The 26,546-nt window shown below is 71.5% G+C and carries 24 protein-coding genes, 1 tRNA gene and 1 pseudogene; 19 read left to right on the top strand and 7 right to left on the bottom strand.

Translation table 11 applies throughout. The features are described from left to right. Positions 1-350: 350 nt before the first annotated feature. Complete coding sequence (locus ACSJJR_RS08880) at positions 351-656, bottom strand: hypothetical protein (protein WP_435943066.1); 306 nt, start codon at positions 654-656, stop codon at positions 351-353. A gap of 607 nt (positions 657-1,263) precedes the next feature. On the opposite strand from ACSJJR_RS08880, the gene ACSJJR_RS08875 reads away from it, so the two are divergent. The 8 genes and pseudogenes from ACSJJR_RS08875 (at position 1,264) to ACSJJR_RS08840 (ending at position 11,665) form a co-directional block, all read left to right on the top strand. Further along, positions 1,264-2,094 carry an L-arabinose isomerase family protein gene (locus tag ACSJJR_RS08875; protein WP_435943065.1) on the top strand — a complete coding sequence of 277 codons (831 nt, stop codon included), beginning with the start codon at positions 1,264-1,266 and terminating at the stop codon, positions 2,092-2,094. A 178-nt stretch (positions 2,095-2,272) separates the two neighbouring features. Next, positions 2,273-3,226, top strand: coding sequence for an aldose 1-epimerase family protein (locus ACSJJR_RS08870; RefSeq protein ID WP_435943063.1), 954 nt, complete (start codon positions 2,273-2,275; stop codon positions 3,224-3,226). A 30-nt stretch (positions 3,227-3,256) separates the two neighbouring features. Next, on the top strand, positions 3,257-4,282 hold the full coding sequence (locus tag ACSJJR_RS08865; RefSeq protein WP_435943062.1) for a LacI family DNA-binding transcriptional regulator: 1,026 nt from the start codon (positions 3,257-3,259) through the stop codon (positions 4,280-4,282). 232 nt (positions 4,283-4,514) lie between these two features. Then, positions 4,515-5,660 (top strand): multiple monosaccharide ABC transporter substrate-binding protein, encoded by a 1,146-nt coding sequence (gene chvE, locus ACSJJR_RS08860; RefSeq protein WP_435943061.1) that lies wholly within the window; start codon positions 4,515-4,517, stop codon positions 5,658-5,660. Between the two features lie 43 nt (positions 5,661-5,703). Further along, positions 5,704-6,225 (top strand): annotated as a pseudogene (locus tag ACSJJR_RS08855) (ATP-binding cassette domain-containing protein); the annotation flags it as partial. A gap of 51 nt (positions 6,226-6,276) precedes the next feature. Then, positions 6,277-7,257, top strand: a complete 981-nt coding sequence (locus ACSJJR_RS08850; RefSeq protein WP_435943064.1) for an ATP-binding cassette domain-containing protein — start codon at positions 6,277-6,279, stop codon at positions 7,255-7,257. Continuing rightward, positions 7,257-8,441, top strand: coding sequence for a multiple monosaccharide ABC transporter permease (mmsB, locus tag ACSJJR_RS08845; protein ID WP_435943060.1), 1,185 nt, complete (start codon positions 7,257-7,259; stop codon positions 8,439-8,441). Before ACSJJR_RS08850 ends, mmsB begins: the two co-directional genes overlap by 1 nt. Before the next feature lie 158 nt (positions 8,442-8,599). Then, positions 8,600-11,665, top strand: a complete 3,066-nt coding sequence (locus ACSJJR_RS08840; RefSeq protein WP_435943059.1) for a glycoside hydrolase family 2 TIM barrel-domain containing protein — start codon at positions 8,600-8,602, stop codon at positions 11,663-11,665. Positions 11,666-11,764: 99 nt separating this feature from the next. Here ACSJJR_RS08840 and ACSJJR_RS08835 read toward each other — a convergent pair whose 3' ends face one another. Both ACSJJR_RS08835 and ACSJJR_RS08830 read right to left on the bottom strand, forming a co-directional pair. Then, complete coding sequence (locus tag ACSJJR_RS08835; RefSeq protein ID WP_435943058.1) at positions 11,765-12,430, bottom strand: potassium channel family protein; 666 nt, start codon at positions 12,428-12,430, stop codon at positions 11,765-11,767. A 103-nt stretch (positions 12,431-12,533) separates the two neighbouring features. Continuing rightward, positions 12,534-14,018: a TrkH family potassium uptake protein gene (locus ACSJJR_RS08830; protein ID WP_435943057.1), complete on the bottom strand. Its 1,485-nt coding sequence runs from the start codon at positions 14,016-14,018 to the stop codon at positions 12,534-12,536. Between the two features lie 246 nt (positions 14,019-14,264). Between ACSJJR_RS08830 and ACSJJR_RS08825 the strand changes: the two genes are divergently transcribed. The 3 genes from ACSJJR_RS08825 to ACSJJR_RS08815 all read left to right on the top strand — a co-directional run bounded on the left by ACSJJR_RS08825 (position 14,265) and on the right by ACSJJR_RS08815 (position 16,149). Further along, positions 14,265-14,507 (top strand): helix-turn-helix domain-containing protein, encoded by a 243-nt coding sequence (locus ACSJJR_RS08825; protein ID WP_435943056.1) that lies wholly within the window; start codon positions 14,265-14,267, stop codon positions 14,505-14,507. A gap of 147 nt (positions 14,508-14,654) precedes the next feature. Then, on the top strand, positions 14,655-14,753 hold the full coding sequence (locus tag ACSJJR_RS08820) for a 30S ribosomal protein bS22 (RefSeq protein ID WP_005504750.1): 99 nt from the start codon (positions 14,655-14,657) through the stop codon (positions 14,751-14,753). A gap of 121 nt (positions 14,754-14,874) precedes the next feature. Continuing rightward, positions 14,875-16,149, top strand: coding sequence for a UDP-N-acetylmuramate dehydrogenase (locus ACSJJR_RS08815; RefSeq protein ID WP_435943055.1), 1,275 nt, complete (start codon positions 14,875-14,877; stop codon positions 16,147-16,149). Between the two features lie 48 nt (positions 16,150-16,197). On the opposite strand, the gene ACSJJR_RS08810 is transcribed toward ACSJJR_RS08815, so the two are convergent. After that, complete coding sequence (locus ACSJJR_RS08810; protein WP_435943054.1) at positions 16,198-17,238, bottom strand: adenosine deaminase; 1,041 nt, start codon at positions 17,236-17,238, stop codon at positions 16,198-16,200. Between the two features lie 108 nt (positions 17,239-17,346). On the opposite strand from ACSJJR_RS08810, the gene ACSJJR_RS08805 reads away from it, so the two are divergent. Continuing rightward, a complete protein-coding gene (locus tag ACSJJR_RS08805; RefSeq protein ID WP_435943053.1) occupies positions 17,347-18,588 on the top strand; it encodes a phosphotransferase in 1,242 nt (413 codons plus the stop codon). Between the two features lie 100 nt (positions 18,589-18,688). Here the strand turns inward: ACSJJR_RS08805 and ACSJJR_RS08800 are convergent, their stop codons facing one another. Continuing rightward, entirely contained in the window at positions 18,689-19,903 is a 1,215-nt protein-coding gene (locus ACSJJR_RS08800; RefSeq protein ID WP_435943052.1) for a pyridoxal phosphate-dependent aminotransferase, read from the bottom strand. A 198-nt stretch (positions 19,904-20,101) separates the two neighbouring features. Next, positions 20,102-21,049 (bottom strand): DUF4862 family protein, encoded by a 948-nt coding sequence (locus tag ACSJJR_RS08795; RefSeq protein WP_435943051.1) that lies wholly within the window; start codon positions 21,047-21,049, stop codon positions 20,102-20,104. A 184-nt stretch (positions 21,050-21,233) separates the two neighbouring features. On the opposite strand from ACSJJR_RS08795, the gene ACSJJR_RS08790 reads away from it, so the two are divergent. The 5 genes from ACSJJR_RS08790 to rplA all read left to right on the top strand — a co-directional run bounded on the left by ACSJJR_RS08790 (position 21,234) and on the right by rplA (position 23,896). Continuing rightward, a tRNA-Trp gene (locus tag ACSJJR_RS08790) sits at positions 21,234-21,306 on the top strand. 100 nt (positions 21,307-21,406) lie between these two features. Further along, positions 21,407-21,643 (top strand): preprotein translocase subunit SecE, encoded by a 237-nt coding sequence (gene secE / locus ACSJJR_RS08785; protein WP_435943050.1) that lies wholly within the window; start codon positions 21,407-21,409, stop codon positions 21,641-21,643. Positions 21,644-21,682: 39 nt separating this feature from the next. Beyond that, entirely contained in the window at positions 21,683-22,480 is a 798-nt protein-coding gene (nusG, locus tag ACSJJR_RS08780) for a transcription termination/antitermination protein NusG (protein ID WP_435943049.1), read from the top strand. A 221-nt stretch (positions 22,481-22,701) separates the two neighbouring features. Beyond that, complete coding sequence (gene rplK / locus ACSJJR_RS08775; RefSeq protein ID WP_435943048.1) at positions 22,702-23,130, top strand: 50S ribosomal protein L11; 429 nt, start codon at positions 22,702-22,704, stop codon at positions 23,128-23,130. Between the two features lie 76 nt (positions 23,131-23,206). After that, on the top strand, positions 23,207-23,896 hold the full coding sequence (rplA, locus tag ACSJJR_RS08770) for a 50S ribosomal protein L1 (RefSeq protein ID WP_435943047.1): 690 nt from the start codon (positions 23,207-23,209) through the stop codon (positions 23,894-23,896). A 121-nt stretch (positions 23,897-24,017) separates the two neighbouring features. Here rplA and ACSJJR_RS08765 read toward each other — a convergent pair whose 3' ends face one another. Beyond that, positions 24,018-24,761, bottom strand: coding sequence for a prepilin peptidase (locus ACSJJR_RS08765; RefSeq protein ID WP_435943046.1), 744 nt, complete (start codon positions 24,759-24,761; stop codon positions 24,018-24,020). A gap of 444 nt (positions 24,762-25,205) precedes the next feature. Here ACSJJR_RS08765 and rplJ point away from each other — a divergent pair, with 444 nt between their 5' ends. Both rplJ and rplL read left to right on the top strand, forming a co-directional pair. Further along, a complete protein-coding gene (gene rplJ, locus ACSJJR_RS08760; RefSeq protein ID WP_435943045.1) occupies positions 25,206-25,727 on the top strand; it encodes a 50S ribosomal protein L10 in 522 nt (173 codons plus the stop codon). A gap of 84 nt (positions 25,728-25,811) precedes the next feature. Next, the gene (gene rplL, locus ACSJJR_RS08755; RefSeq protein ID WP_435943044.1) at positions 25,812-26,201 is read left to right on the top strand and encodes a 50S ribosomal protein L7/L12; all 390 of its coding nucleotides are present in this window, start codon (positions 25,812-25,814) and stop codon (positions 26,199-26,201) included. The last annotated feature ends 345 nt before the right edge of the window (positions 26,202-26,546 follow it).

The raw sequence follows: 26,546 nt of genomic DNA, 5'->3' as shown, positions 1-26,546 counted from the left end.
CCCCCCACCCCGCGCCCCGCCCCCCCCACCCCGCCCCCACCCCGCGCGAGGTCGGGGGTTAGGGCGCGAGAACGTCTCCTCGGCGGCCGGTCTCAGCACCTAAGCCCCGACCTCGTGGGGCCTCGGTGTGGCTCGTGCCGACGTGAACGGCACAGGCCTCGACGAGCTCAGCGAGGCGTTCGCCGGCCACCCGGCGCCGCTCGGAGTCGGCGGCGAGGTCACCTGCTTGCCTCACGGGCAGGCGGAGTCGTGCTGCTGATCGGGCAGGCTGAGGTCCCTGGTGACCTGGTGCAGATCCCAGAGCATGACGGGCCGGGCCTCGCCCCACACCGCCCCGTGCGTGGGGGCCTTCAGATGCTGCTGGGGATGACGGGCATGTGCCAGGACGTGGTGGTGTGGACCTCCTGCTCGCTGCTGAGGTCCACGAGCCAGGAGCGGCGTCCCCGTGGGGCTGTAGTGCTGTAGTGGAAGGCGGCCGTTGGTGCGAAGGCTTGGATGTTGCCGGTCCAGCTCAGGTGCTCGTTGCGCTGGGGGCAGTCGGCGGGGATTGAGGCAGAGGTGTCGCGCATGGACCAGCGGGAGCTCTCATGCAGGCGGGTGACCCACTCGTCCGAGGCGCAGAAGGCTCCCCAACCGCTCCGTCTCGGTTGCCGCACGACGGCGCGCACAGCCGCCTCGATGGCGGCCCTGGTGGCCTCACCGCCCCTGGCCGGCCGGTGACGTCCGCGTCGCGCAAGTCGTGGATGGCGAAGACCGGATCCTGCTCCACATCGCCGTCCCGGACGGGACGTAGGCGTCCGCGGAGGCCACCTGGCGCAGGGGCCGCGTGCCCAGGCGGCCGTCCTCAAGAATCCCGGCGTGACGGAAGGTGTCGCTCTGGTCTGGCTGGCCACTCGCCCGGGTGCGCAGGCACTCTCGTGCTGTGTGAGCAGATCGAGCGGCCCCTGTTGCTCGGTGCTCGCTGGTGCCGACGCTCTCGCGGTTGGGCGCAAGGGTGGGTGCTGATGCGCGGATATGGCTTGACTCGCATCGTGTGAACGTTCACACTCCCTGTGTCTCGACGGGCGACGACGTCGTCGTCATCCGTCCTCACCGGTCACCCAGGGCCCCTCCCGGGACCGGGTGAGACGTACCCCCAGATTCTCAAAGGAGAGAACCCCATGAAGCGTCGCGACTTCCTCGCCCTCGCCGCAGCCAGCGGTGCCGTCATCGGCCTGGCCGCCTGCGGCTCGGGCTCCCGTCGACGCCGTCAGCGATGAGGAGATCGACGCCCTCGTCGAGGAGTACCTCGACGTCTACGACGTCGTGCCCGCGCTGAGGCCCGGCGCCGAGCGGCACGCCTCCCTGCGCTACGGCGCCCGCCTCGAGGCCGGCATGCGCCGCTTCCTCGTCGAGCACGACGCCACCGCCTTCACCACCAACTTCGAGGACCTCGGCGGGCTGCGCCAGCTGCCCGGCCTCGCCGTCCAGCGCCTCATGGCCGCCGGCTACGGCTTCGGCGCCGAGGGCGACTGGAAGACCGCCATCCTCGTGCGCGCCGCCAAGGTCATGGGCCACGGGCTGCCCGGCGGCGCCTCCCTCATGGAGGACTACTGCTACGAGATGACCGAGGGCAAGGAGAAGATCCTCGGCGCCCACATGCTCGAGGTCTGCCCCTCCCTCACCACGTCCAGGCCACGCCTGGAGATCCACCCGCTGGGCATCGGCGACCGCGAGGACCCGGTCCGCCTCGTCTTCGACGCCGACAAGGGTCCCGGCATCGTCGTCGCCATGTCCGACATGCGCGAGCGCTTCCGCCTGACCGCCAACGTCGTCGAGGTCGTCGGCCCCGACGCGCCGCTGCCCGCTCTGCCCGTCGCCCGCGCCGTGTGGGAGCCCGCCCCCGACTTCCACACCTCCACCGAGTGCTGGATGCTCTCGGGCGCCGCCCACCACACGGTGATGTCGACGGCGACGACGCTGGAGACCTGGCAGGACCTGGCCGAGATGGCCCAGATGGAGCTCGCCGTCATCGACGAGGGCACGACGACGCGCGGATTCGCCCAGGAGCGGCGCCTGAACCAGGCGTACTACCGCCTCACGCAGGGCGTCTGAGCGGCCTGCCTCGCGGCGGCCACCGCCGGTTGCCCGGCCGCCAGTGCGGTTCCCGAGCGGACGGGCCGTCGGCAAGACACTACTGACGCGCTGTGCCGGGGCTCCTCGTCGAGGACGTCCCGGCACAGCGCGTGTACCTTGTGCCACACACCCGACCCACACGCCCGAGAGGCCGATCATGATCAACGGAGAGCTCATCGACCTGCGAGCCGGAGCCTACGAGGCGCGCATCGCCACCCAGGGTGCCACCCTCGTCCACCTGCGCCACGAGGGCCGCGACGTCGTCGTCCCCTTCGACGCCGAGGCCGCCATGCCTGAGGGCTGGCAGGGGCGAGCCCTCGTGCCCTGGCCCAACCGCATCAAGGACTCCGCCTACACCTACTGCGGGCAGACCTACCCGGTGCCCTGCAACGAGCCCGCCACCGGCTCCGCCCTCCACGGCCTGGTCGGCTGGTCTGACTTCGCCGTCGCCTCCGACACCCCGCAGGAGGGCGAGCTCAGTGAGGTGCCCCTCGAGCTGGCCCTGCCCGCCTCCTACGCCTACCCGTGGGCCCTGGAGATCTCGGTGCGCTTCCACCTCGACGCCGCCGACGGACTGACGGTGACGACGACGAGCACCAACGTGGGGGCCGCCGTCTCCACCCGTGCCACCACCGGTGCCCCCGTGCTCGACGGCGTGAGCGCCCCGGCCCCGTACGGCGTGTCCTGCCACCCCTACCTCACCCGCTCCGTCCCCCTGGACGAGTGCGTGCTCGAGGTGCCCGCTGCCCTCGTGCTCGACGTCGATCCTCACACGATGGCGCCCCTCGGCACCCGCGAGGTCGCCGGGACGGACTGGGACTGGCGTGCCGGCCGCCTCGTGGGTGCCACGCAGACGGACAACGCCTACACCGGCCTGCCCGAGGGACCGTGGTCAGTGACCCTGACCGGCGGCGAGGGCGGCCACAGCGCCGTCATCACCTCCGACGTCCCCTGGTGCCAGCTGTACTCGGCCGACAGGCTGGGACGGCCGGGCGTCGCCGTCGAGCCCATGACCTGTCCTCCCAACGCCTTCAACACGGGCGAGGACCTCATCACCCTCGCCGTCGGCGAGTCCCACGAGTTCGTCTACCGCCTGTCCGAGAAGGCCTGACGCCCACCGGGCGCCGGGAGGTCGGCCGCGATGACTGGGGGTAAGAGACGAAGGCCCAGCATGGTGGACGTCGCCCGCCTGGCTGGCGTGTCCCACCAGACGGTCTCGCGCGTCCTGAACTCCCCGGAGGGGGTGCGCCCCGCGACGCGCGAGAAGGTCCTCAAGGCCATTGAGGAGCTGGGCTACCGCCGCAACATGGCGGCCCGGGCGCTGGTGACCGCGTCGTCGCGCCTCATCGGCGTGGTGACGGCCTCCTCGGAGTTCTTCGGGCCGGCCTCGACGGCGAGCGCCATCGAGGCGGCGGCCCGGGCGGAGGGCTACGGGACCCTCGTGACCTCCCTGCGCACGAGCGACGAGGGGGAGATCGCGGAGGCCTTCACCTTCCTCGTCAACCGGGGCGTGGACGGCATCATCTCGGTGGCACCGAGGACCGGGATCGCGGCCTCGGTGACACGGGCGGCGCAGAGCGTGCCGATGGTCGTCGTGGCGGACGGCTTTGAGCCGCAGGGGCGCATCCACGTCGTGTCGGTGGACCAGGAGCTTGGCGCCCGGATGGTGGTGCGCCACCTCATCGGTGCCGGCCGCCGTCGGATCGCCTACGTGGCAGGCCCGGACGACTGGTTCGACGCCCAGGCGCGAGAGCGGGGCTGGCGCAGCGCCCTGGATGACTCGGGGCTGTGCCCGGCGGGCCGCCTGAGTGGGGACTGGACCGCCGAGTCGGGCTATGAGGCGGGTAGGGCCCTGTGCCTGCAGATCGCGGCGGCGGGACCGGACGAGGCCCCGGACGCCGTGTTCTGCTCGAACGACCTCATGGCGCTGGGCCTGCTGGCGGCGGCCCGTGACCAGGGCGTGCGCGTGCCGCAGGACCTGGCCGTCGTCGGCTATGACGACACGGCGGGCTCGGAGTTCTTCGCCCCGGCGCTGACGACGGTGACCCAGCCCTTCGAGGAGCTGGGACGCCTGTGCATGGAGGTGCTGCTGAGCGCGCTCGCGGGGGAGCCGGGGACGCGGCACTCGGTCTCACCGACGCTCAGGGTGCGGCGCTCCTCTGTGTGAGCAGGGCCCCGGGTGGGAGGACGGCCCATATCGACGTGAACGTTCACTATCTGGGTGCCCCAGCCTTTTCGGCCCCGATTACCTACTGCTCGGTAATCCGCGGAATATTAAGGAAAAATCGAATCCGGCTGATTTGACAGCCTGTCTGTGAGCGCTCAAGCTTCAGCCGTTCAGGAGCGCGAGCGCGCAGTTGTGCACGTGGCTCCGCCCCATCTCGAAGAGGAGATCCCCCATGTCCCGCATGCTCACCCGCCGCTCCGTCCTCGCGGGCTCCCTCGCCCTCGCGGGCGCTGCCACCCTCGCCGCCTGCGGCGGCTCCGGCGCCGGCGGCTCCAGCTCCAACGACACCGCCAACCTCGACGCCTCGCAGATCAAGATCGGCGTCGCCATGCCGACCAAGTCCTCCGAGCGCTGGATCAAGGACGGTGAGAACGTCAAGAAGCAGCTCGAGGAGCTCGGGTACAAGGTGGACCTCCAGTTCGCCGAGGACGACATCCCCACCCAGACCAACCAGATCGACAACATGATCACGCAGGGCGTCAACCTGCTCATCATCGCCCCGATCGACGGCACCGCCCTGTCCAACCAGCTCGACGCCGCCGGTGAGGCCGGCATCCCGGTCATCTCCTACGACCGCCTCATCCGCGACAACAAGAACGTCTCCTACTACACCTCCTTCGACAACTTCGTCGTCGGCGGCCAGATGGGCACCTCGCTGCTCACCGGCATGGGCATCATCGACAAGGACGGCAAGGACACCGGCGTCACCGGCCCCTTCAACATCGAGCTCTTCGGCGGCTCCCCGGACGACAACAACGCCCCCTTCTTCTTCAAGGGCGCCATGGAGAAGCTCCAGCCCTACATCGACAAGGGCGTCCTGAACGTCAAGTCCGGCCAGACCGACTTCGGCACCGTCGCCATCCTGCGCTGGGACGGCGCCACCGCCCAGACGCGCATGGACAACCTCATCACCTCGACCTACACCGACGGCTCGCGCGTGGACGGCGTCCTGAGCCCCTACGACGGCATCTCCATCGGCATCCTCGGTGCGCTCAAGGGCGCCGGCTACGGCACGGGCTCGCTGCCCTACCCGGTCGTCACGGGCCAGGACGCCGAGAAGCCCTCGGTCATCTCCATCCTGCGCGACGAGCAGTACTCCACGATCTTCAAGGACACCCGTAAGCTCGCCGACGCCGCCGTCCAGATGGCCGTCGCGATCCTCAAGGGCGAGGAGCCCGAGGTCAACGACACCAAGACCTACGACAACGGCGTGAAGGTCGTCCCCTCCTTCCTGCTGTCCGCGGAGATCGTCACCAAGGACAACGTCACCTCCGTCCTCGTCGACTCCGGCTACTACACCGCTGACGAGCTCAAGTGAGCAGTGCACGGGTTGGCCCCGGTTGCGGGGCCAGCCCGTGCACATGACAGGAGAGACGATGGAGACAGACACCATCCTTGAGATGCGAGGGATCACCAAGCGCTTCCCCGGCGTCCTCGCCCTTGACGACGTCAACTTCTCGGTGGCGCGCGGGGAGATCCACGCCATCTGCGGCGAGAACGGTGCCGGCAAGTCCACCCTCATGAAGGTGCTCTCCGGTGTGCACCCGCACGGCACCTACGAGGGCCAGATCTTCTTCGACGGCGAGGAGTGCACCTTCTCGGACATCAAGAGCTCGGAGGCCAAAGGCATCGCGATCATCCACCAGGAGCTCGCCCTGAGCCCCTACCTGTCGATCGCCGAGAACATCTTCCTGGGCAACGAGTGCGCCAGGCGGGGTGTCATCGACTGGCACGAGACCAAGTCGCGCGCCCAGAAGATGATGCGCTAGGTCGGCCTCGACGAGGATCCCGAGACCCGTATCCGCGACATCGGAGTCGGCAAGCAACAGCTGGTGGAGATCGCCAAGGCGCTCGTCAAGGACGCCAAGCTCCTCATCCTCGACGAGCCCACCGCGGCGCTCAACGACGAGGACTCCGCACACCTGCTCAACCTCATGCGCCAGCTGCGGGAACGGGGGATCACCTGCATCGTGATCTCCCACAAGCTCAACGAGATCCGCGAGATCGCCGACTCCACCACCATCATCCGTGACGGCCACACCATCACCACCCTTGACATGCACCGCCCGGGCGGCGTCGAGGAGGCGGAGATCATCCGCCACATGGTGGGCCGCAGCCTCGACAACCGCTACCCGGACCACGTCTCGACGGTCGGCGACGAGGCCCTGCGCATCGAAGGCTGGACCGTCCACCACCCCAACGACGCCAGCCGCAAGGTCGTGGACAACGCCAGCATCACCCTGCGTCACGGGGAGGTCGTGGGGCTGGCCGGCCTCATGGGCGCCGGGCGCACCGAGTTCGCCATGAGCGTCTTCGGCCGTTCCTACGGGCGCGACATCACCGGGCGGATCCTCAAGGACGGCAAGGAGATCTCCGTGCCGACGGTGGCCGCCGCCATCGAGCACGGCCTCGCCTACGTCTCGGAGGACCGCAAGCGCTACGGCCTCAACCTCATCGGGACGGTCAACCACAACGTCGTCGCCGCCTCGCCGGGGCGCTTCTCGCGCCGCGGGGTGCTGGACCTGCACCGGGAACGGCAGGCCAGCGCCGAGGCCTGCCGCGACATGAAGGTCAAGGCCCCCTCGATCGAGTCGCGCGTGGGCGGCCTGTCCGGCGGCAACCAGCAGAAGGTCGTCCTCGGCAAGTGGGTGACCACCCAGCCCGACGTCCTCATCCTCGACGAGCCGACCCGAGGCATCGACGTCGGCGCCAAGTACGAGATCTACACCATCATCAACCAGCTCGCCGACGCCGGAAAGGCCGTGCTCGTCATCTCATCGGAGCTGCCCGAGCTGCTCGGCATCTGCGACCGCATCTACACCCTCTCAGCCGGCCGCGTCACCGCAGACGTGCCCCGCGAGGAGGCGGACCAGGAGGTCCTCATGCGCTACATGACCCAGGAGAAGGAAAGCTGATGTCCACCTCGTCCACGTCGCTGCGCAGCAGGCTCAGCGCCAACCTGCGCTCCGGAGGGCTTGCCGTCGCCCTCGTCGCCATCATCGCCCTGTTCGCGGTGCTGACCGGAGGACAGTCACTGTCCCCCCAGAACGTCTCCAACATCATCACGCAGAACGCCTACATCCTCGTCATGGCGATCGGCATGCTCTTCGCCATCCTCATGGCGGACATCGACCTGTCGGTCGGCTCCGTCGTCGCCCTGACGGGTGCGGTCGTGGGTGTCATCACGGTCAACTGGGGCCTGCCCTGGCCGGTGGGCGTCGCCGCCGGCCTCGCGGTCGGCATCCTCGTGGGTGTCTGGCACGGCTTCTGGATCGCCTTCATCGGCATCCCAGCCTTCATCGTCACCCTGGCGGGCATGCTCATCTTCCGTGGACTGACGATGATCGTCCTCAACAACCTGCAGATCTCCCCCTTCCCGGACGGCTTCCGCTCCATCTCCTCGGGCTTCCTCAACGGGCTGCTGGGTGGGTACGGCTACGACCTGTTCACGCTCGTTCTCGCCGGCGCCCTGCTCGTCCTGTTCGTGCTGCGCGACCTGCGCGCGCGCAGGCGCTCCATCGCCAACGAGGTGGCGGTCGTGCCGGTGGGTCTGTGGGTCGTCAAGGTCGTCGGCGTCTGCGGCGCCGGCATGGCCTTCGCCTGGCTGCTGGCCACCTACAAGGGCACGCCCTTCGTGCTGCTCATCCTGGGTGTGCTCATCGTGCTCTACTCCTTCATCTCCAACCGCACGGTCTGGGGCCGCCAGGTCTACGCCATCGGCGGCAACAGGGAGGCGGCCGCCCTGTCCGGTGTCAAGGTCAGGCGGGTGCGCTTCCTCGTGTTCGTCAACTGCTCCCTGCTGGCCTCGGTCGCGGGCATCATCTTCACCTCGCGTCTCAACGTCGCGGGTCCGAAGGCCGGCAGCGGCTTCGAGCTCGACGCCATCGCGGCCTGCTTCATCGGCGGTGCAGCCGTCACCGGTGGTGTGGGCACGGTGATTGGAGCGATGATCGGCGGTCTGGTCATGGCGGTGATGAACAACGGCATGTCCCTCATGGGTGTGGGCATCGACTACCAGCAGGCCATCAAGGGTCTCGTCGTTCTCGGTGCGGTCGCCTTCGACCTCATCAACAAGAAGCGGGCCGGAGCCGCCGCCTGATCCCAGCCTCGAGCCTCTCCGGCGTGCCCGCCCGGCTGCCACGCCGGAGGGGCTCGGGGGGCAGCCGGGCACCTGCCTCTGGCGACGGGGCGCCCGGCTGCCCGCGGTGCGGCCTCGCTCGAGCAGCGGTCCTCCGACGCGACCATAGGATCAGGCGCGTGAACCACGTGAGCCCCGACCTCAGCCGCCTCGCGGATCCGACCTTCTTCGCCGACAACCGACTCCCGGCGCACTCCGACCACCTGTGGTACGCGAGCGCGGCAGAGGCTGCCAGCGGGCGCTCCTCCTTCCAGGTGTGCCTCGACGGCGTGTGGAAGCTCCACTACGCCAAGAACCCCGCTCTCGCCGTCGAGGGCTTCGAGGACCCCGCCTACGACGTCAGTGAGTGGGACGACGTGCCCGTGCCTGCCCACCTGCAGCTCCACGGCTACGACAAGCCCCAGTACGCCAACATCCAGTACCCCTGGGACGGGCACGAGCGGCTCGAGCCCGGCCAGGTCCCCACCTCCTACAACCCCACCGCCTCCTACGTGCGCACCTTCACCCTGCCGCAGCAGCTGCCTGCTGGTGACAGGCTCGTGCTGCGGCTGGAGGGCGCGGAGTCCGCCGTCGTCGTGTGGGTCAACGGCACCTACGTCGGCTACGCCGAGGGCTCCTTCACCCCCAGCGAGTTCGACCTCACCGCCCACGTGTGCGCCGGCACCAACCGCCTGGCGCTGCGGGTGTACAAGTGGTGCTCCGGCTCCTGGCTGGAGGACCAGGACTTCTTCCGCTTCTCCGGCCTGTTCCGCTCGGTCTACCTGCGCCGCCTGCCCGCCACCCACCTGGCGGACCTGCGCGTGGGCGTGAGCCTGAGCGAGGACCTGCGCACCGCCGAGGTGAGCCTGCGCACCACCCTTGAGGGGCCCGGCAGCGTGCACGCCGTCCTCGACGGCGTCGGCCCGCTCACCGCAGGCGACGACGGCGTCGCCCGTGTCACCGTCACCGACCCCCACCTGTGGAGCGGGGAGGACCCCTACCTCTACGACCTGTGCATCGAGGTGCGCGACGCCGACGGCGCCCTCACCGAGATCGTCCCCCAGCGCGTGGGCATCCGCCGTTTCGGCATCGAGGACGGCGTGCTCAGGATCAACGGGCAGCGCATCGTCTTCAAGGGCGTCAACCGGCACGAGTTCGGCGAGCGGGGCCGTGTCGTGAGCCGCGAGCGCACCGAGCTCGACCTCATCGCCCTGCGCCGGGCCAACGTCAACGCCATCCGCACGAGCCACTACCCCAACAACAGCTACCTGTACGAGCTGGCGGACGAGTACGGCTTCTACGTCATCGACGAGGCCAACCTGGAGACGCACGGCACCTGGGACGTCCTCCGCCGCCTCGGCCAGGACGCGACGCCGGCCCTGCCCGGCAACCACCCCGAGTGGCACGACGCCGTCCTCGACCGTGCCCTCGACATGTACGAGCGGGACAAGAACCACCCCTCGGTCATCATGTGGTCCTGCGGCAACGAGTCCTACGGCGGCGACAACATCGCCGACATGGCCGACCTGCTGCGCTCGAAGGACTCACGCCCCGTCCACTACGAGGGCCTGTTCTGGGACAACCGCCGCCCCGACACCTCCGATGTCGCCTCCCAGATGTACACCCCGGCCGCCACGGTTGAGGCCCAGCTCGCCGAGAGGCGCGACAAGCCCTTCATCCTGTGCGAGTACGCGCACGCCATGGGCAACTCCTTCGGCGCCGTGGACCTGTACATGGACCTGACCGAGCGCGAGCCCCTCTTCCAGGGCGGCTTCATCTGGGACTTCGCCGACCAGGCCATCCGCCTCACCGCCCCCGACGGCACCGAGTACTGGGGCTACGGCGGCGACAACGGCGAGTCCCCGCACGACGGCGACTTCTGCGGCAACGGCATCTTCTACGCCGACCACACCGAGTCCCCCAAGATCCAGGAGGTGCGCCACCTCTTCCAGGGCCTGCGCACCGAGGTCACCGCCGAGGCCGTCACGGTCACCAACCGTTTCCTGTTCACGCGCTCCAGCGCCTACGACTGCGTCGTCACCCTTGAGCGCGAGGGCGTGCTCGTGGCCGCGCAGAACCTGGAGACCGACGTGGCCCCGGGTGAGAGCGCCACCTACCCGCTGCCGCTGGCGCTGCCCGACGGCACCGGCGCCAGCGCGGGGGAGTACGTCGTGACGGTCTCCTTCCGTCTGCGTGAGGCCACCGCCTGGGCGGGGGCCGGCGAGGAGGTCGCCTGGGACCAGGGCGTCGTCGTCGTCGAGGCCCCTGCCGACGAGCCGACGGCCTTCGCCGTGGCCGGGGACCCGGCCGCCCGCCCCGTCGTCGTGCGCGGCGGCTACAACATCGGGGTGCACGGAGAGTCCTTCCAGGTCATGTTCTCCGGGCTCACCGGTGCGCTGACCTCCTACCGCTACGGCCGCACCCGGGACGGCGGCGCCGAGCTGTTGAGCGCGCCCGTGCTGCCCTGCTTCTGGCACGCCCCGACCGCCAACGAGCGCGGTTACGGCGGCCCCTACGAGGAGGGCGCCTGGCAGCTGGCCTCGCGCTACCCGCGTCTGGTCGAGGACCACGACTGGCCCGCCACGGTCGTCGAGCACGACGACGGCAGCGTCACGGTGTCCTTCACCTACGCCCTGGCGGGCCTACCGGGCACCCGCTGCCGCATGGACTACCGCGTGCTGGGTGACGGCACGGTGGAGGTCACCCAGGTCCTCGACCCGGCCGGTGAGGTGCCCTCGCTGCCCGAGCTGTCGGTGATGATCCAGGTGCCGGGGTGCGTCAACCGCCTCACCTTCTACGGGGAGGGCCCCGAGGAGACCTACGTCGACCGCCGCGGCGGCGGGCGCCTGGGCGTGTACTCCAGCGAGGTCGACCAGCAGATGGCCGGCTACCTCAACCCGCAGGAGTCCGGCAGCCACACGGGTGTGCGCTGGGCGCGCGTGACGGACCGCACGGGACGAGGCCTGCTCGTCAGCGCCCCGGCGGGCGGCGAGATCGAGCTCAGCGCCCTGCCGTGGACGCCCTTCGAGGTGGAGAACGCCCGGCACGAGTTCGAGCTGCCGGTGACGGGTCGCACCGTCATCCGCCCCGCGCTCATGCGCCGCGGGGTCGCCGGCGACGACTCCTGGGGCGCACGCCCCAAGGAGCAGCACGAGCTGCCCACCGGCCGGCTCGTGAACCGCTTCTCCTTCAAGGGCGTGCTCTGAGCCTCCGGTGCGGGAGGGCGACCTCCCGCACCGGCCGCCACCGTCGACCGCCTGCGTCCGCGCGTGCCGTCTGCCGCGCCGGACGCGGGCGGCGCGCTGTCAGGCCCGGTTGGCGAAGCGCTCCAGCAGCGTGGCGTCGCCGCCGACGACGAGCACGTCCTCGGGGGACACGAGGGTCTCCGGTGAGGCGTACTCGAAGGGCTCGCCCGGGCTCATGAGGCCGAAGACGGTGACGCCGTAGCGCGAGCGGATACGGGCCTCACCGATGGTGAAGCCGTGCAGCTCCGACGGCGGTCGCATCTTGACGATGGTGAAGCCGCCCTTCTCCATCTCGATGTAGTCGAGCATGCGGCCCGACACCAGGTGCGCGGCACGCTGGCCGGCGTCGAACTCCGGGTAGACGACGTGGTGGGCGCCGATGCGGCGCAGGATGCGCCCGTGGGCGCGGGAGATGGCCTTGGCCCAGATCTGCGGGGTCTGCAGGTCCACGAGGTTGCCGGCGATGAGGACGGAGGCCTCCAGGGAGGAGGCCACACCCACCACCGCGGTGCCGAACTCTGTGGCCCCCAGCTGCTCGAGGGCCTCCATGTCGGTGGCGTCGGCCTCCACCAGCGGGACCCGGCCGGTCCACTGGCGCACCAGCACCGGGTCCTTCTCGACGGCGAGGACCTCACGGCCCAGGCGGTCGAGGGTCGCGGCGACGGCGGAGCCGAAACGGCCCAGCCCGATGACGAGGGTCGAGTCGGTGCGGTCGACGGCGGCCATAAGCGCTCCTGAGGACGAGGTCGCGGGCCCGCTGGGCTCGCACGTGCTGGCGACAGGGTAACCGTCCGCCCGCCCGGTCGCTCAGAGGGGGCGGGCTGGGGCCTCAGCCGATGAGCGGGCGCTCGGCGGGCATGCGGATGACCCGGCGCCGCTCGCGCAGGGCCAGCGCGGAGGCCAGGGTCATCGTGCCCACGCGCCCGACGAACATGAGGACGATGATCGTGTACTTGCCCGAGTCCGGCAGTATCGAGGTGATGCCCGTGCTCAGCCCCACGGTCGCGAAGGCGGAGACCGTCTCGTAGAGGATCGTGTCCAGGGGCAGGTTCGTGATGTGCAGCAGCAGGAGGGTCGACACGCCCACCGCGGTGGCCCCGATGAAGACGACGGCGACGCTCAGGCGCACGGTGGACAGGGTGATGCGTCGGCCGAAGGCCTCGATGTCCTCGTCACCGCGCGCCTCGGCCATGATCGCCAGCACGAGGACGGCGAAGGTCGAGACCTTGATGCCCCCGGCCGTGGAGGCCGAGCCGCCGCCGATGAACATGAGCAGGTCCTGGAGGAACCAGGTCGTCTCGTGCATGGAGGAGGTGTCGACGGTCGCCAGCCCCGAGGAGCGCGCGTTGACGCCCGACACCAGCGCGGTGAGGACCCGCCCGTGCGTCGGCAGCCCGCCCAGGGTCACCGAGTTGCGCCACTCGAAGAGCCCGATGAGCAGGGAGGACACGAGGGCGAGGGCCGTGTAGGTCGTCAGCGTCAGCTTGGTGTGCAGGGTCCACTGGCGCGGGCGCGTGCGGTGGCGGGTGACGTCGAGGATGACGGGGAAGCCGATGGCGCCCACGGCCGTGCCGACGACGATCGGCAGGCACATCCACCAGTCGCTCGCGTAGGGCGCCAGCCCCTCGGGCATGATGACGAAGCCGGCGTTGTTGAAGATCGACAGCGACATGAACACCGCGTACCACAGGGCGTGGGGCAGGTCCTGGCCGAGGCTGAGGAACCGCGGGAAGAGGACGAGCGCGAGGGCTGCCTCGACGCCGACCGCCGTGTAGATGACCGCCCGCAGCAGGGAGGCGACGTCGCCCAACCGTGACTGGTTCTCGCTGGCGGCCAGGATCCGCTGAGTCAGGCCCACGTGCCGCGAGACGGCGAAGGACAGCAGGGAGGCGAGCGTCATGATGCCAAGTCCCCCGACGAAGGCGCCGGCGATGATGACGGCCTGCCCGAAGGGGGACCATGCGGTGGCGGTGTCCACGGTGGTCAGGCCGGTGACGCACACGGCGCTGGTCGCGGTGAACAGGGCATCGACGAAGCGGATGGTGGGGTGGCCGTCCGGGGTGGCCACGGGCAGGTACAGCAGTGCGGTGACGACGGCGATGATGCCCGTGAAGACGGCGACGGCGAGACGGGCGGGGGCGAAGCGGGCGGCGCGCTCGACCCGTGATCGCAGCCCCGTGCGCTCGAGCAGGCGGCGCAGCAGATCGCTGTGGCCGGTGTCCTCCGGGGCGCCCGGGCGCAGGGGGAGCGGGCGCGGGGTGGTGTGGGCGCGGTGCTCGGGGTGGGGCGAGTGTGCGCGGGAGGGCTTGGGCACGGTGCCATTGTTCCCTTAACGGGCCGACGGCGGGGCGCACGCCCCGCTGGGGCCTGTGACGGCGGTGGGCCGGGTGGGGCGCGTGGTGTGGGTGCTGGGGCTCATGAGGCCCCCGACTGCCTGTGCGTCTGCTGGGACTCGGGATATAGTGACGCGGTCGGCCGGGGGCGAGCCTGGGGCCTGACCAGGCTCCGGTGTCCAGCCGACGCCTCCCACTGTCCGTACTCCTCAGACGGGACCACACGCATGGCACCGGGTCTGCGCACCCCCTCCGGCGCTTCGGGCGCCCCCTCGTTCCTCACCGTGGCCGAGGTCGCCGACATGCTGCGGGTGTCGAAGATGACTGTGTACCGCATGGTCCACGCCGGGGAGCTGCCTGCGATGCAGGTCGGCCGCTCCTTCCGTGTTCCCGAGCGTGCCGTCGAGCAGTACCTCGCCGCCGGTCTGGGTGACTGGGGCCACGAGGAGACGGAGTCTACGGGCTCCTGATACCCGTTAGAATCGCCCGGTCACCTGTGTGGGCGCGGCGGACCGTCTCCGTCCGACCACCTCCTGCTCGCCCGGCGCCCGCGTCGGTGTGCCGGCTCAACCGCCGGCACCGCGAGCGCCCGGCACGCACGACTATGAGGAGTCCCCATGGGATCTGTCATCAAGAAGCGCCGCAAGCGCATGTCCAAGAAGAAGCACCGCAAGCTCCTGCGCAAGACGCGTCACCAGCGTCGCAACAAGAAGTGACGGGATGTGCCCGGGGCCGTGCGCCCCGGGCACACGCGTACCTCCCCCGCGGTGAGCCGGCGTGAGCCCCCCCGCCCGCCCCCTATCCTGGCCCCGCAGCCCAGAACCGAGCGGAGCAGACATGAGCGACCACGACGTCCCCTCGCCGAGGACCTCCACGGCCCCGGACACCGCCCGGCAGGGGGACGAGGCCTGCCTGCGGCCCCTGTCGGCAGGGCCCTCGCCCTGGCCCGGGGCGGTCAGCGCCCTCGCCCGCCCCCTCGACGGCCCGGCCCCGACGACCTTGGCCGAGCTCACCACCCTGCGCGTGGGCGGCCCCATCGGCTCCTACGAGCAGACCACCACCGAGGACGAGCTCATCGAGGCCGTGCGCGAGGCCGACGACGCGGGCACCCCGCTGCTCGTCGTCGGCGGGGGCTCCAACATCCTCGCCTCCGACGCCGGCTTCGACGGTCTTGTCCTGCGCGACGCCCGCCAGGAGGTCACCCTCGTGTCGGACTGTGCCTGCGGCGGCGTCGAGGTCACCGCCACCGCAGGCACGACCTGGGACGACCTCGTGCGCCAGGCCGTGGCCTCCGACTGGGCCGGCTTCGCGCCCCTGTCCGGCATTCCCGGCACCGTCGGGGCCGTGCCCGTGCAGAACGTCGGCGCCTACGGCACGGAGGTCGCCGAGCTGCTGGGCTCCGTGCAGGCCTGGGACCGCCTGCGCCGACGCCGCGTCCACCTGGCGCTGGCCGACCTGCACCTGGCCTACCGCGACTCCGCCCTCAAGCGCTCGCTCACCGACGCCACGGTCGGTGGAGGACGCACCTGGGGCCCGACCGGCCGCTGGGTGGTCCTGTCCGTCACGTTCCACGTGCGCCAGGCCTGCCTGTCAGCCCCCATCGCTTACGCCCAGCTGGCCGCGGCCCTGGGGGTGGGCACCGGGGACCGGGTCAGTGCCAGGGCGGTGCGCGAGGCTGTCCTCGCGCTGCGTGCCTCCAAGGGCATGGTGCTCGACCCCGCCGACCATGACACCTGGTCCGCCGGCTCCTTCTTCACCAACCCGGTCCTCACCACTGAGCAGGCGTCGGCCCTGCCCGAGGACGCGCCGCGGTACCCGGTGACTCACCACGCGCACAAGGTCGCCACCCGCCAGGCGCCCGTCGTCGAGGGCCTGGTCAAGACCTCGGCCGCCTGGCTCATCGACCACGCCGGCTTCCCCAAGGGATACGCGCTCGCGGCGGGTGGCCGCAGGCCACCGGCCTCGCTGTCCACCAAGCACGTGCTGGCCCTGACCAACAGGGGCTCGGCCACGGCCGCCGACCTCGCGGCCCTGCGCGACGAGGTCGTCGCTGGGGTCGAGGAGGCCTTCGGTGTCACGCTCGTGCCCGAGCCGGTCCACGTCGGCTGGTGAGCGGGCCCGGCTGGTGAGCAGCCGACGCCGGTGAGCGGGCGCCGCCGCTCAGGCTGCTGGGCCGGTCGCCGGGTCCGGGGTCTTGAGCCAGGCATCGACCTCGGCCAGCCACCGGGCCTTTGAGGCTGCTGAGGCGAGGCTGGCGCGCACCGAGCCCCGCGCGAGCTCCGCCAGGGCGGCGTCGTCCAGGCCCAGGGACCGGGCGATCTCGTACTGCGCCGTCAGGCGTGAGCGGAACAGCAACGGGTCGTCGGCACCCAGCGCGACCTGCGCGCCGTGCGCCAGCAGCGTGCCCAGCGGCACGTCCCCGCTCTCGCGGTACACCCCCAGGCTCACGTTCGAGGCCGGGCACACCTCCAGGCTGATGCCGGCGGCCACCACGGCGTCGAGCAGGGCCGGGTCCTCGCTCGTGCGCACGCCGTGCCCCAGGCGGGTCGGGCCGAGCGCGTTGACGACGTCGCGCACGTGCTCAGGCCCCAGCAGCTCGCCGCCGTGCGGCAGGGAGGCCAGCCCCGCCCGGCGCGCGATGCGGAAGGCCGGCCCCCAGGAGGCCGTGTCCCCGGCCCTCTCGTCGTTGGACAGGCCAAAGCCGACGACGCTGCCCGGCTCGTCGCCCGCGTAGCGCACCGCCAGCCGGGCCAGGGTACGGGCGTCCAGCGGGTGGCGGATGCGAGAGGCGGCGACGACGACGGCGACCTCCACCCCGGTGAGGACGGTGGCCTGGCGCGCCGCGTCGAGGATGATCTCGAGCGCCGGGGTGATGCCGCCCACGAAGGGGGCGTAAGAGGTCGGGTCCACCTGGATCTCCAGGCGCCGGGACCCCTCGGCGGCGTCGTCCAGGGCGGCCTCGAGGACGATGCGGCGCATGACCTCCTCACTGGTGACCAGGTGGCGGGCGGTGTCGTAGGCCCGCTGGAAGCGGAACCACCCCCGGTGGTCGGCCGGGACGCGCAGGGGGTCGCCGTCGATGAAGGAGGAGGGCAGGCGCGTGCGCGAGGCCTGGGCGAGATCCACCAGCGTGTCCAGGCGCATGGACCCAGTGAAGTGCAGGTGCAGGTGCGCCTTCGGCAGGGTGGCGAGGTCACGCATGGGCGGATTGTCCCACGTGCGCGCGTCCTGCCGGGGTGCGGCGGCCCTCGGCCTGCGCGCGCCCCGCGGGCTGTCCCGCTGCGCCGGTGCGTGAGGCAGACTGTGCCCATGAGCAACGTCCGCCAGGAGCCGGAGGAGCTCGCCCTCCTCACCGGTCCCCGCGCTGCCTCCGTGCTCGCAGCAGCCCTGGCCCCTGCGCACGAGCGGCTGCTCTCCTGGGAGGTCCACTCCGTCCACCACCGCCCCGGCGCGGGCGTGAGCGTAGGCTACACCGCCGTCGTCGGCCGGCCTGACGGCAGCCAGAGCACCGAGTACCTGTGCGCGACGACGGCCCGCCTGAGCAACCCGCACGCCCCTGGCGTCAACCGCGTCGCCCCCACGGCCGGCGACGGCCCGCCCGTGCACGTGTGGCGCCACCCCGCCGACCCCGAGCTGCCGGCCCTGGCGGTGGCCTGCACCCCCTCGCTCCTGTCACACCGCCTCGGCTCACCGGTGAGGACGGCGATGGTCGCCTACCGCCCCACCCGCCGTGCCGTCGTGCGCGTGACCCACCGTGACGGGTCCACCTCCTACGCCAAGGTCCTCAGACCCGCTGTCTGCGGCTCCTTCGCCCTGCGCCACCACATGCTGCGCGCCGCAGGGGTGCCGGCACCCGAGGTCCTGCGCGCCGACCCCGACGGCCTCGTCCTGCTGTCGGCCGGGCAGGGTGTGGCCCTGTCAGGTCTGCTCTCACGCGGGATGGGCGCCGCCCAGTCCCAGCGGGTGCTCGGTGCGCTCACGGCCCTGCTCGACTCCCTGCCGCGCGCCGCCCTGACCCTGGAACGTCACCCGGCCTGGTCCGAGCGCGCACGGCACTACGCCCACGCCGCCGCCACCGTCCTGCCCGAGCACGCTGCCCGCGCCCGGGCCGTCGCCGAGGGGGTCGAGCAGCTCATGGCCGTGAGCGACCCCGGCCCCGTCGTGCCGGTGCACGGCGACTTCTACGAGGCCAACGTCCTCATGGACGGCGAGAGCGTCGCCTCGCTGCTCGACGTGGACTCCCTGGGCCCCGGCCACCGGGTGGACGACCTGGCCTGCCTGCTCGGGCACGTGAGCATCCTCGACCACCTCGCCCCGGCCTCCTACCCGCACCTGCGGCCGGCCCTGGAGACCTGGACCCGGTTGGCTGAGGCCCAGACGGACCCCGTCGCGCTGCACGCACGCTGCGCGGGCGTCGTGCTCTCGCTCGTGGCCGGTGCGCGCCGTGACGACGGCGGGCCCTGGCGCCCGGACGCGGAGGGGCGCCTGGCGAGGGCGGAGCTGTGGCTCGCCCAGGCGCGCGAGCTCCACGCGCGTCGCGGGGCCCGCTGAGCCCCGAGGCCCGCTGGGGCCGGCGGACGGTGGGACCCGCGGGCCGCCGGCAGAGGCCGGGCTGCCGCCGGCAGCCGCCGGCTCCAGCGGGCGCGACGCGTCAGCGGGCCTCGGCGAGCAGCTGCTGGAGACGGCCGACGCCCTCGGTGATCGCGGCGTCGCTCGTGGCGTAGGACAGGCGCAGGTAGCCGGAGCGGCCGAAGGCCTCGCCGGGGACCACGGCGACCTCGGCGTGCTCGAGGGCGAGGTTTGCCAGCGTCATGGACGAGTCGATGACCGTGCCGCGCAGGCTCCGGCCCAGCAGGCCCTCGACGCTCGGGTAGGCGTAGAAGGCTCCCTGCGGCACAGGCACGACGAGCCCGTCGATGGCGCGCAGCATGTCCACCATGAGCAGACGGCGCCGGTCGAAGGCCTCGCGCATCTCGTGAACCGCTGACAGGTCACCGTTGAGGGCGGCCAGGGCGGCGACCTGGGACACGTTGGCGACGTTCGAGCTCAGGTGCGACTGGAGGTTGGTGGCGGCCTTGGTGACGTCCGAGGGGCTGATCATCCAGCCCACGCGCCAGCCGGTCATCGCGTAGGTCTTGGCGACTCCGTTGAGGACGATGGCCTGGTCCGCCAGCTCGGGGACGAGGGCGACGATGTGGGCGCTCTCGGCGCCGTCGTAGAGCAGGTGCTCGTAGATCTCGTCGGTGACGACCCAGATGCCGTGCTCAAGGGCCCAGTGGCCGATGGCGGTGAGCTCCTCGGGCGTGTAGACGGCACCGGTCGGGTTGGAGGGCGAGCACACGAGCAGGGCCTTGGTGCGCTCGGTGCGGGCGGCCTCGAGCTGGGCGACGGTGACCTTGTAGCCCTGATCGGCCCCGGCGAAGACCTCGACGGGGCTGCCGCCGGCGAGCCGGATGCACTCGGGGTAGGTGACCCAGTAGGGAGCGGGCAGGATGACCTCGTCACCCGGGTCCACGATGGCGGCGAAGGCCTCGTAGACGGCCTGCTTGCCGCCGTTGGTGATGACGACGTCGTCGGGGCTGACCTCGTAGCCGGAGTCGCGCAGCGTCTTGGCGGCGACGGCCTCGCGCAGGGCGGGCATGCCCTTGGCAGGGGTGTACTTGTGGTTGGCCGGGTCCTTCGCGGCGGCGACGGCGGCATCGACGATGTAGCCGGGTGTGGCGAAGTCGGGCTCGCCGGCGCCGAAACCGATGACGGGGTGGCCGGCGGCCTTGAGGGCCTTGGCCTTGGCGTCAACGACCAGCGTCGCGGAGGGGGCAATGGCGGACAGGCGTGCGGAGACACGGGACCTAGGTGCAGTAGTCACGGCGCTTATGCTCGCACGCGCCGTGGCAACGTGCCTGACACGTCCCGCCTGCGCAGGCCCGTCGCACACGGCGTCAGGGGCCCCGCACAGCCGTCGGGGGGGGCCCCCCACCGTAAGGGCCCCCCCACCGGTGGGGGGGCCCTTACGGTGGGGGGCCCCCCCCGACGGGCTCTTCCCGCCGCCCGAGGGCGGCGAGGGTCACAGGGCGACGCCGGTGGCGTCGAGGATGCGCCGCAGCATCGCGGCGCGCTGGTGGAGGCCGGCCTCGGCGGGGACCTGGCACTTGACGCCGAGGTAGCGGGCCGCGGGGGCGGAGGACTCCTCGGGGGACAGGGCCGCCAGGGTGCAGTCGCGCACGTCCTCGGCGCTCATGACCGAGCCCGGCTCGTCGATGTCGAGCGGCAGGTGCCCGTCCATCCAGGCCTTGGCGTAGCGGGTGTCCACCGGGCCGGCGCCGGAGAAGGTCACGCCCTCCAGGACCCCGGCGGCCCGGGCCAGGCGCACGTGCTCCAGGGCCAGGGCGCCGTCGTGGCCCTCCAGGGCGCTGCGCCCCCAGTTGATCGTCATGCGCACGTCGGGACGGTGCAGGGCGGTGACGACCTCGAGCTCGGCCTCGATGGTGAGCATGCGCTTCTCGCCGCGGTCGGGGGAGACGAAGGCGTCGCAGTGCTCGACGAGCAGGGTGGCGCCGCCCCAGTCCCAGTCCGCCAGCTCGGCCAGGGACTCGCCGAAGGCGCGGGCGTCGTGGGCGGTGCCGGGGGCGCCGGAGGGTGCGGAGTGCATCTCGACGCCGGCGACGACGTCACGGCCGGCGGCCTCGCGCAGCGCCTCGACGCCGTCGCGCACCTGCCGGGTGAAGGCGAGGGCGGCGGCGCGCCCCTGGGCGTCGGTGGAGGCCAGGCCGAAGGTGCCGGTGGCCCACACCCGGACCATGGTGCCCGGGATGGCGGTGATGACGTTGTGGTCCCAGGCGGGGGCGAGCTGCGAGGCGAGCCAGCCAAGGTCCCCGAGGTCGTCACGGAAGGGCAGCTCGAGGCCGCGCACGCCGGGCACAGTGGCCAGGAGGCGGTAGTACTGCTCGGTCTCCTCACGGGTGGCGGGCAGGGAGGCGTAGGCGCCGAGGACGGCGTAGGGGGTGGTGGGCATGGGCTCTCCTCGTTGAGACGGCTGGGGGTCGCTGCGGCGGCGCAGGCGCCGGCAGGAGACGGCACGACGGAGCGTGTCAGACGTCAGATGACTTGATGCTACCTCGGGAGAGGGACGTGGTGCAGCCCACGGCGGTGGCGATTTCCCGATCCGCGGTACGTGTGGCAGGATGAGACACCGCTGAAGGGCAGTGGCGCAATTGGTAGCGCACCGGTCTCCAAAACCGGCGGTTGTGGGTTCGAGTCCCGCCTGCCCTGCTGAGAACGGCGGATCTGTCGGGAGATCCCGTCGGCTCCGTCCTCTCGCCCGCAGCTCCGGGCGCTGACCGAGACCGACGACCCCCGAGGAGTCACACGCATGAGCGAGGGTAACGCCGTCGCCAAGGGCAAGAAGGCCAGGAGGACCAGCCTCCTGGGCAGTGTCCCCCGCTTCCTGCGCGAGGTCGTTGACGAGCTCCGCAAGGTCGTCTGGCCGACCTCGAAGGAGCTGCAGACCTACTTCACCGTCGTCGTCGTCTTCATCGTCGCCATCATGGCGTTCACCGGCGTGCTCGACCTGGTCTTCGACCGCCTTGTCATGTGGCTGTTCGCCTGACCCGCACCGCACGCCCCGTACAGAGGAAAGCAGGTAACCGTGTCCGAGGAGATCCTCCCCGAGGAGAGCGTCGAGGCCGCCCAGGCCGAGGCGGACGCCGCCGTCGTCGAGGACGTCGAGGTCCAGGGCGAGGCCCCCGAGGCCGGCGCCGTCGAGGAGCCCCAGGACGAGCCGGCCCGTGAGGCCGACCCGCTCGAGGAGTTCCGCAGGCACATGTCCTCGCTGCCCGGCGAGTGGTACGTCCTGCACACCTACTCCGGCTATGAGCGCCGCGTGGCCGCCGACGTCATGGCCCGTGCCGAGAACTTCGAGGTCGAGGACTACGTCTTCGACGCCGTCGTGCCCATGGAGACGGTTGTCGAGGTCAAGAACGCGGGCAAGAAGAAGGAGGTGTCGCGTGTGCGCATTCCCGGCTACGTGTTCGTCCGCATGGACCTCGACGACCCGCAGACCTCCGACCGTGTGTGGCGCACCATCAAGGACACCCCGGCCGTCACCGGCTTCGTCGGCGACCGCTACAACCCGGTCCCGCTGACCTTCGATGAGGCCGTATCCCAGCTCGGCCCCACGCCGGAGGAGCTCGCCGCCAAGCAGGCCGCCAGCGCGAACGAGCACCCGGACGAGGGTGCCCTCACCCAGGTGGTCGAGGGGGGCACCGTCTACGAGGTCGCCTTCAGTGTCGGCGAGTCCGTCATCGTCACCGACGGCCCCTTCGAGTCGCTGCCGGCGACCATCTCGGAGATCCACCCCGAGACCCAGAAGGTCCAGGTCCTCATCTCGATCTTCGGCCGCGACACCCCGGCCGAGCTGTCCTTCGCCCAGGTCGCCAAGATCTGAGGCGCCCCACGTCCTCACGCGGCGCCCGGTGCCTGCCCCCGCTCGGGGTGGGCACCGGGCGCCGCGTGTCACAGCCGCCAGCCCTGTGATACCGCCCACCGGAGGTGCTGGGCTCTCCCGCCAGGGGCTAGGATCAGTTCTCGTGCGTGCGCGCCCCTCCAGGCGCGCGAGCGCCACTGCACGGCAGGCGTGCAGTGCTCCGGACAAGAAGGACCCCCTACATGGCTCCCAAGAAGAAGGTCTCTGGGCTCATCAAGCTCCAGATCCAGGCCGGCCAGGCCAACCCCGCCCCGCCGATCGGCCCTGCGCTCGGTCAGCACGGCGTCAACATCATGGAGTTCTGCAAGGCGTACAACGCCGCGACCGAGTCGCAGCGCGGCAACGTCATCCCGGTGGAGATCACGGTCTACGAGGACCGCTCCTTCACCTTCGTGACCAAGACCCCGCCGGCCGCCGAGCTCATCAAGAAGGCTGCGGGCGTCTCCAAGGGCTCTGCCACGCCCCACTCCGCGAAGGTCGGCACGCTGACGATGGACCAGGTCAAGGAGATCGCCTCCACCAAGATGGCTGACCTCAACGCCAACGACCTCGACGCCGCCGCCGCCATCATCGCCGGCACCGCCCGCTCGATGGGCATCACGGTCGCCTGAGGCGCGGCCACCCCCACCAAGACCACCGTGGAAGGGCCATGCGCGGCCCGCACACCACGACTGCAAGGAGAAGCAGATGACCAAGCGCAGCAAGGCCTACCGCGCCGCCGCTGAGAAGATCCAGTCCGGGATCCTCTACACCCCGGCCGAGGCCGTCAAGCTCGCCAAGGCGACGTCCATCACGACCTTCGACTCCACCGTGGACGTCGTCCTGCGACTGGGCGTTGACCCCCGCAAGGCTGACCAGATGGTGCGAGGCACCGTGTCCCTGCCGCACGGTACTGGTAAGACCGCCCGCGTCATCGTCTTCGCCCAGGGCGAGAGGGCCGAGCAGGCCCTCGCAGCGGGCGCTGACGAGGTCGGCGGCGACGAGCTCATCGAGAAGGTGGCCGGCGGCTGGACCGACTTCGACGCCGCCGTCGCCACCCCGGACCTCATGGGCAAGGTCGGCCGCCTGGGCCGCGTGCTCGGTCCCCGTGGCCTCATGCCCAACCCGAAGACCGGCACCGTGACGATGGACGTGGCCAAGGCCGTCACCGACATCAAGGGCGGCCGCATCGAGTTCCGTGTGGACCGTGCTGCCAACCTCAACTTCGTCATCGGCAAGTCCTCCTTCACCGAGGAGCAGCTGGTGGAGAACTTCCAGGCCGCCCTGGACGAGGTCCTGCGCCTCAAGCCCTCCACCTCGAAGGGCCGCTACGTCCTCAAGGCGACGATGACGACGACCATGGGCCCGGGCATCCCGCTCGACATCACCAAGGCCTGACGCGTCGCTCCCTGAGACCGCTGACGCCGGCCGCCCCCTTGTGGGGCGGCCGGCGCCGTCGTTCCCGCGCTTGACCGCCGAAGCCGACGCCGCGGCGTCCCCGCCTGCCTGAGATCCGCGCTCAGGCGAGGGCGAGGAGCCAGGCGATGTAGGCACCGGCCATGAGGTACGGGCCCAGGGCGATGGGCGTGTCGCGCCGGACCCGGCCCAGGACCATGAGCGCGAGGGCCGCGCTCCCGGCCAGGAGCAGGCCGGCGACGACGCCGACGACGGGCACGGCCCAGCCGAGGCGGCCGAGCCACAGGCCCGTGAGGGCGCACAGCTTGACGTCTCCCATGCCCAGCCCCGAGGGCGCCAGGGCGAGCAGCAGGCACACGCCCCCGAGGACGGCGGCAGCGCCGACGGAGCCGATGAGCGCGGACAGCGCGAGCCCGGGCGCGCTCCCCAGGGCCAGGAGCACGGCCTCGCCGCCCGAGCAGGCGGCCGCCCAACCGGCCGCCGGGCCCAGCAACCGGTTGGGCAGCCGGTGGCAGACGGCGTCCGTGCTCCCGGCCACCGTGAGGGCGGCGAGCACCGGCAGGGCGAGCGCAGCCTCCCACCAGCACCCGGCGTCGAGCGCTGCGGCGCAGGCCGGCAGCGCGGCCGCGAGGAACAGGGCCGTTAGCCGGCGGGGGAGCAGGAGACGGCGGCGACCAGCAGCGGCGCGCAGCACGGGGGCGGGCATCCCGGCGCCCGTGCCCGGGGCGTGGGCGCCACCGTCGAGAAGGTCCTCGACATAGGCGCGGGCGAAGCGGGAAACGGGCCCGTGGACGGCCGCGCCGCAGGCCGCGAGGACCAGGGTGAGGGCGAGCAGGGCGAGGGGCACGCCCGCCACTGTCTCACGAGGCCTTCCCGCCTGGCGCGGCACCTGCCACGGCCTGTGGACAGCTGGGCGTGTGGAGGGGCCGGGCGCGTGCGCACGCCGGTCCACAGGCGGGTGGGGCCGGGCCGTGGGGCCGGCGCACGCGGGTGCGCACGGGCGCGCGGCGGCGCCGAGCCCGGCCCACGTGACCGATCGCACCGCGCAGGAGCGCCCCAGCGCTTGCGGTGCGGTGCGCCAGGACCGGTAGTGTGTCACCTGCCAAAGACCGCAGGTCTCCCGGTCCGTGAGGACCAGGACCAAGCTCGGCGCCCGTGGGCGACGAGGCCAGCGCAGGTGAGAACGAGACCCCTCCGCCCCGTGCGGTGTGAGAGCCCCGTGCCTTGCCGGCGCGGGGCTTTGTCCGTTCCCGGGCCCGGGCGCCTGCGGCAGACCACGGAAGGAGGGCCCATGGCAAGGCCTGACAAGGAGGCGGCTGTCGCCGAGCTCGCGGGCAAGTTCCACGACTGCGGTGCTGTGCTGCTGACTGAGTACCGCGGGCTGACCGTCGCCGAGCTCAGGGAGCTGCGTCGTTCGCTCGCCGGTCACGCCGAGTACACCGTGGTGAAGAACACGCTTGCCGCCATCGCCGCCCGCGAGGCCGGCCTGGAGGCCTTCGCCGACGACCTCAAGGGCCCCACCGCCCTGACCTTCGTCACCGGTGAGCCGGTCGAGGCCGCCAAGGCCCTGCGTGACTTCGCCAAGGACAACGCCAAGCTCGTCGTCAAGGGTGGTGTCATGGACGGCAACGTCCTCGACTCCGCCGAGGTCGAGAAGCTGGCTTCGCTCGAGTCCCGCGAGGTGCTGCTCGCCAAGGCTGCCGGTGCCATCAAGGCGTCGCTGTCCAAGGCTGCGTACCTCTTCGTCGCGCCCGCCTCCAAGGCGGTCCGCACTGTCGACGCCCTGCGCGAGAAGCAGGAGACCGCGGCCTGAGCCGCGTGCGCCGCCCCCACACCACACAGACCCTGTGCTGACCACATACGGCGCAGGACCCTTTTTCAGGAAGGAACGCCCATCATGGCGAAGCTGACCACTGACGAGCTCATCGAGGCCTTCAAGGAGCTCACCCTCATCGAGCTGTCCGAGTTCGTCAAGGCCTTCGAGGAGACCTTCGACGTCACCGCTGCCGCTCCGGCCGCCGTTGCCGTCGCCGCTGCCCCCGGCGCGGCCGCCGAGGGCGCCGCCGAGGAGGAGAAGACGGAGTTCGACGTCATCCTCGAGGCCGCTGGCGACAAGAAGATCGGCGTCATCAAGGAGGTGCGCGCCCTGACCTCCCTCGGCCTGAAGGAGGCCAAGGAGCTCGTTGACTCCGCCCCCAAGGCCGTCCTCGAGGGCGTCAACAAGGAGACGGCCGACAAGGCCAAGGAGCAGCTCGAGGGCGCCGGCGCCACCGTCACCCTCAAGTGACCTCCTCCCCGAGCCGGTGACCCGGGCCCGCGCGGCCTGAGCCGGCCGGGGGACCACGTCATCGTCGGGCCCCGCCCACCACCTGGTGGGCGGGGCCCGACGCGTGCGCCCGCACCTCCTGCCGTCTCACCGGGCCCGGCAGGCCGCCGTCGGAAACGGGGCCGGGTAGTATCCACGAATGTGTTCGGGATCGCAAGAACCTGGGGGTCCGGATCATAGTGGAGGGTGGAGGCGGCGTGTACGCTAGCGCTTTGCGTCCATTGTGTGTACTGGCACGAGTGTGATCGCCCGACGAGGGACAGGCCGTGGCCTGGACCCGCGGCGACGGACCCGGCCGGCGCCGCG

It is taken from the genome of Actinomyces sp. W5033 (assembly GCF_051303165.1).
Note: the sequence above shows the minus strand (reverse complement) of the source record. Positions and strands in the feature narration are given on the sequence as shown.

What these genes read in the sequence shown, in the direction of transcription:
- ACSJJR_RS08870 (WP_435943063.1), top strand. Translation starts at nt 2,273, where the DNA reads ATGATCAACGGAGAGCTCATCGACCTGCGAGCCGGAGCCTACGAGGCG.
- ACSJJR_RS08865 (WP_435943062.1), top strand. Translation starts at nt 3,257, where the DNA reads ATGACTGGGGGTAAGAGACGAAGGCCCAGCATGGTGGACGTCGCCCGC.
- chvE (WP_435943061.1), top strand. Translation starts at nt 4,515, where the DNA reads ATGTCCCGCATGCTCACCCGCCGCTCCGTCCTCGCGGGCTCCCTCGCC.
- ACSJJR_RS08850 (WP_435943064.1), top strand. Translation starts at nt 6,277, where the DNA reads ATGCGCCAGCTGCGGGAACGGGGGATCACCTGCATCGTGATCTCCCAC.
- mmsB (WP_435943060.1), top strand. Translation starts at nt 7,257, where the DNA reads ATGTCCACCTCGTCCACGTCGCTGCGCAGCAGGCTCAGCGCCAACCTG.
- ACSJJR_RS08835 (WP_435943058.1), bottom strand. Translation starts at nt 12,430, where the DNA reads ATGGCCGCCGTCGACCGCACCGACTCGACCCTCGTCATCGGGCTGGGC.
- ACSJJR_RS08825 (WP_435943056.1), top strand. Translation starts at nt 14,265, where the DNA reads ATGGCACCGGGTCTGCGCACCCCCTCCGGCGCTTCGGGCGCCCCCTCG.
- ACSJJR_RS08820 (WP_005504750.1), top strand. Translation starts at nt 14,655, where the DNA reads ATGGGATCTGTCATCAAGAAGCGCCGCAAGCGCATGTCCAAGAAGAAG.
- ACSJJR_RS08815 (WP_435943055.1), top strand. Translation starts at nt 14,875, where the DNA reads ATGAGCGACCACGACGTCCCCTCGCCGAGGACCTCCACGGCCCCGGAC.
- ACSJJR_RS08810 (WP_435943054.1), bottom strand. Translation starts at nt 17,238, where the DNA reads ATGCGTGACCTCGCCACCCTGCCGAAGGCGCACCTGCACCTGCACTTC.
- ACSJJR_RS08805 (WP_435943053.1), top strand. Translation starts at nt 17,347, where the DNA reads ATGAGCAACGTCCGCCAGGAGCCGGAGGAGCTCGCCCTCCTCACCGGT.
- ACSJJR_RS08795 (WP_435943051.1), bottom strand. Translation starts at nt 21,049, where the DNA reads ATGCCCACCACCCCCTACGCCGTCCTCGGCGCCTACGCCTCCCTGCCC.
- secE (WP_435943050.1), top strand. Translation starts at nt 21,407, where the DNA reads ATGAGCGAGGGTAACGCCGTCGCCAAGGGCAAGAAGGCCAGGAGGACC.
- rplK (WP_435943048.1), top strand. Translation starts at nt 22,702, where the DNA reads ATGGCTCCCAAGAAGAAGGTCTCTGGGCTCATCAAGCTCCAGATCCAG.
- rplA (WP_435943047.1), top strand. Translation starts at nt 23,207, where the DNA reads ATGACCAAGCGCAGCAAGGCCTACCGCGCCGCCGCTGAGAAGATCCAG.
- rplJ (WP_435943045.1), top strand. Translation starts at nt 25,206, where the DNA reads ATGGCAAGGCCTGACAAGGAGGCGGCTGTCGCCGAGCTCGCGGGCAAG.
- rplL (WP_435943044.1), top strand. Translation starts at nt 25,812, where the DNA reads ATGGCGAAGCTGACCACTGACGAGCTCATCGAGGCCTTCAAGGAGCTC.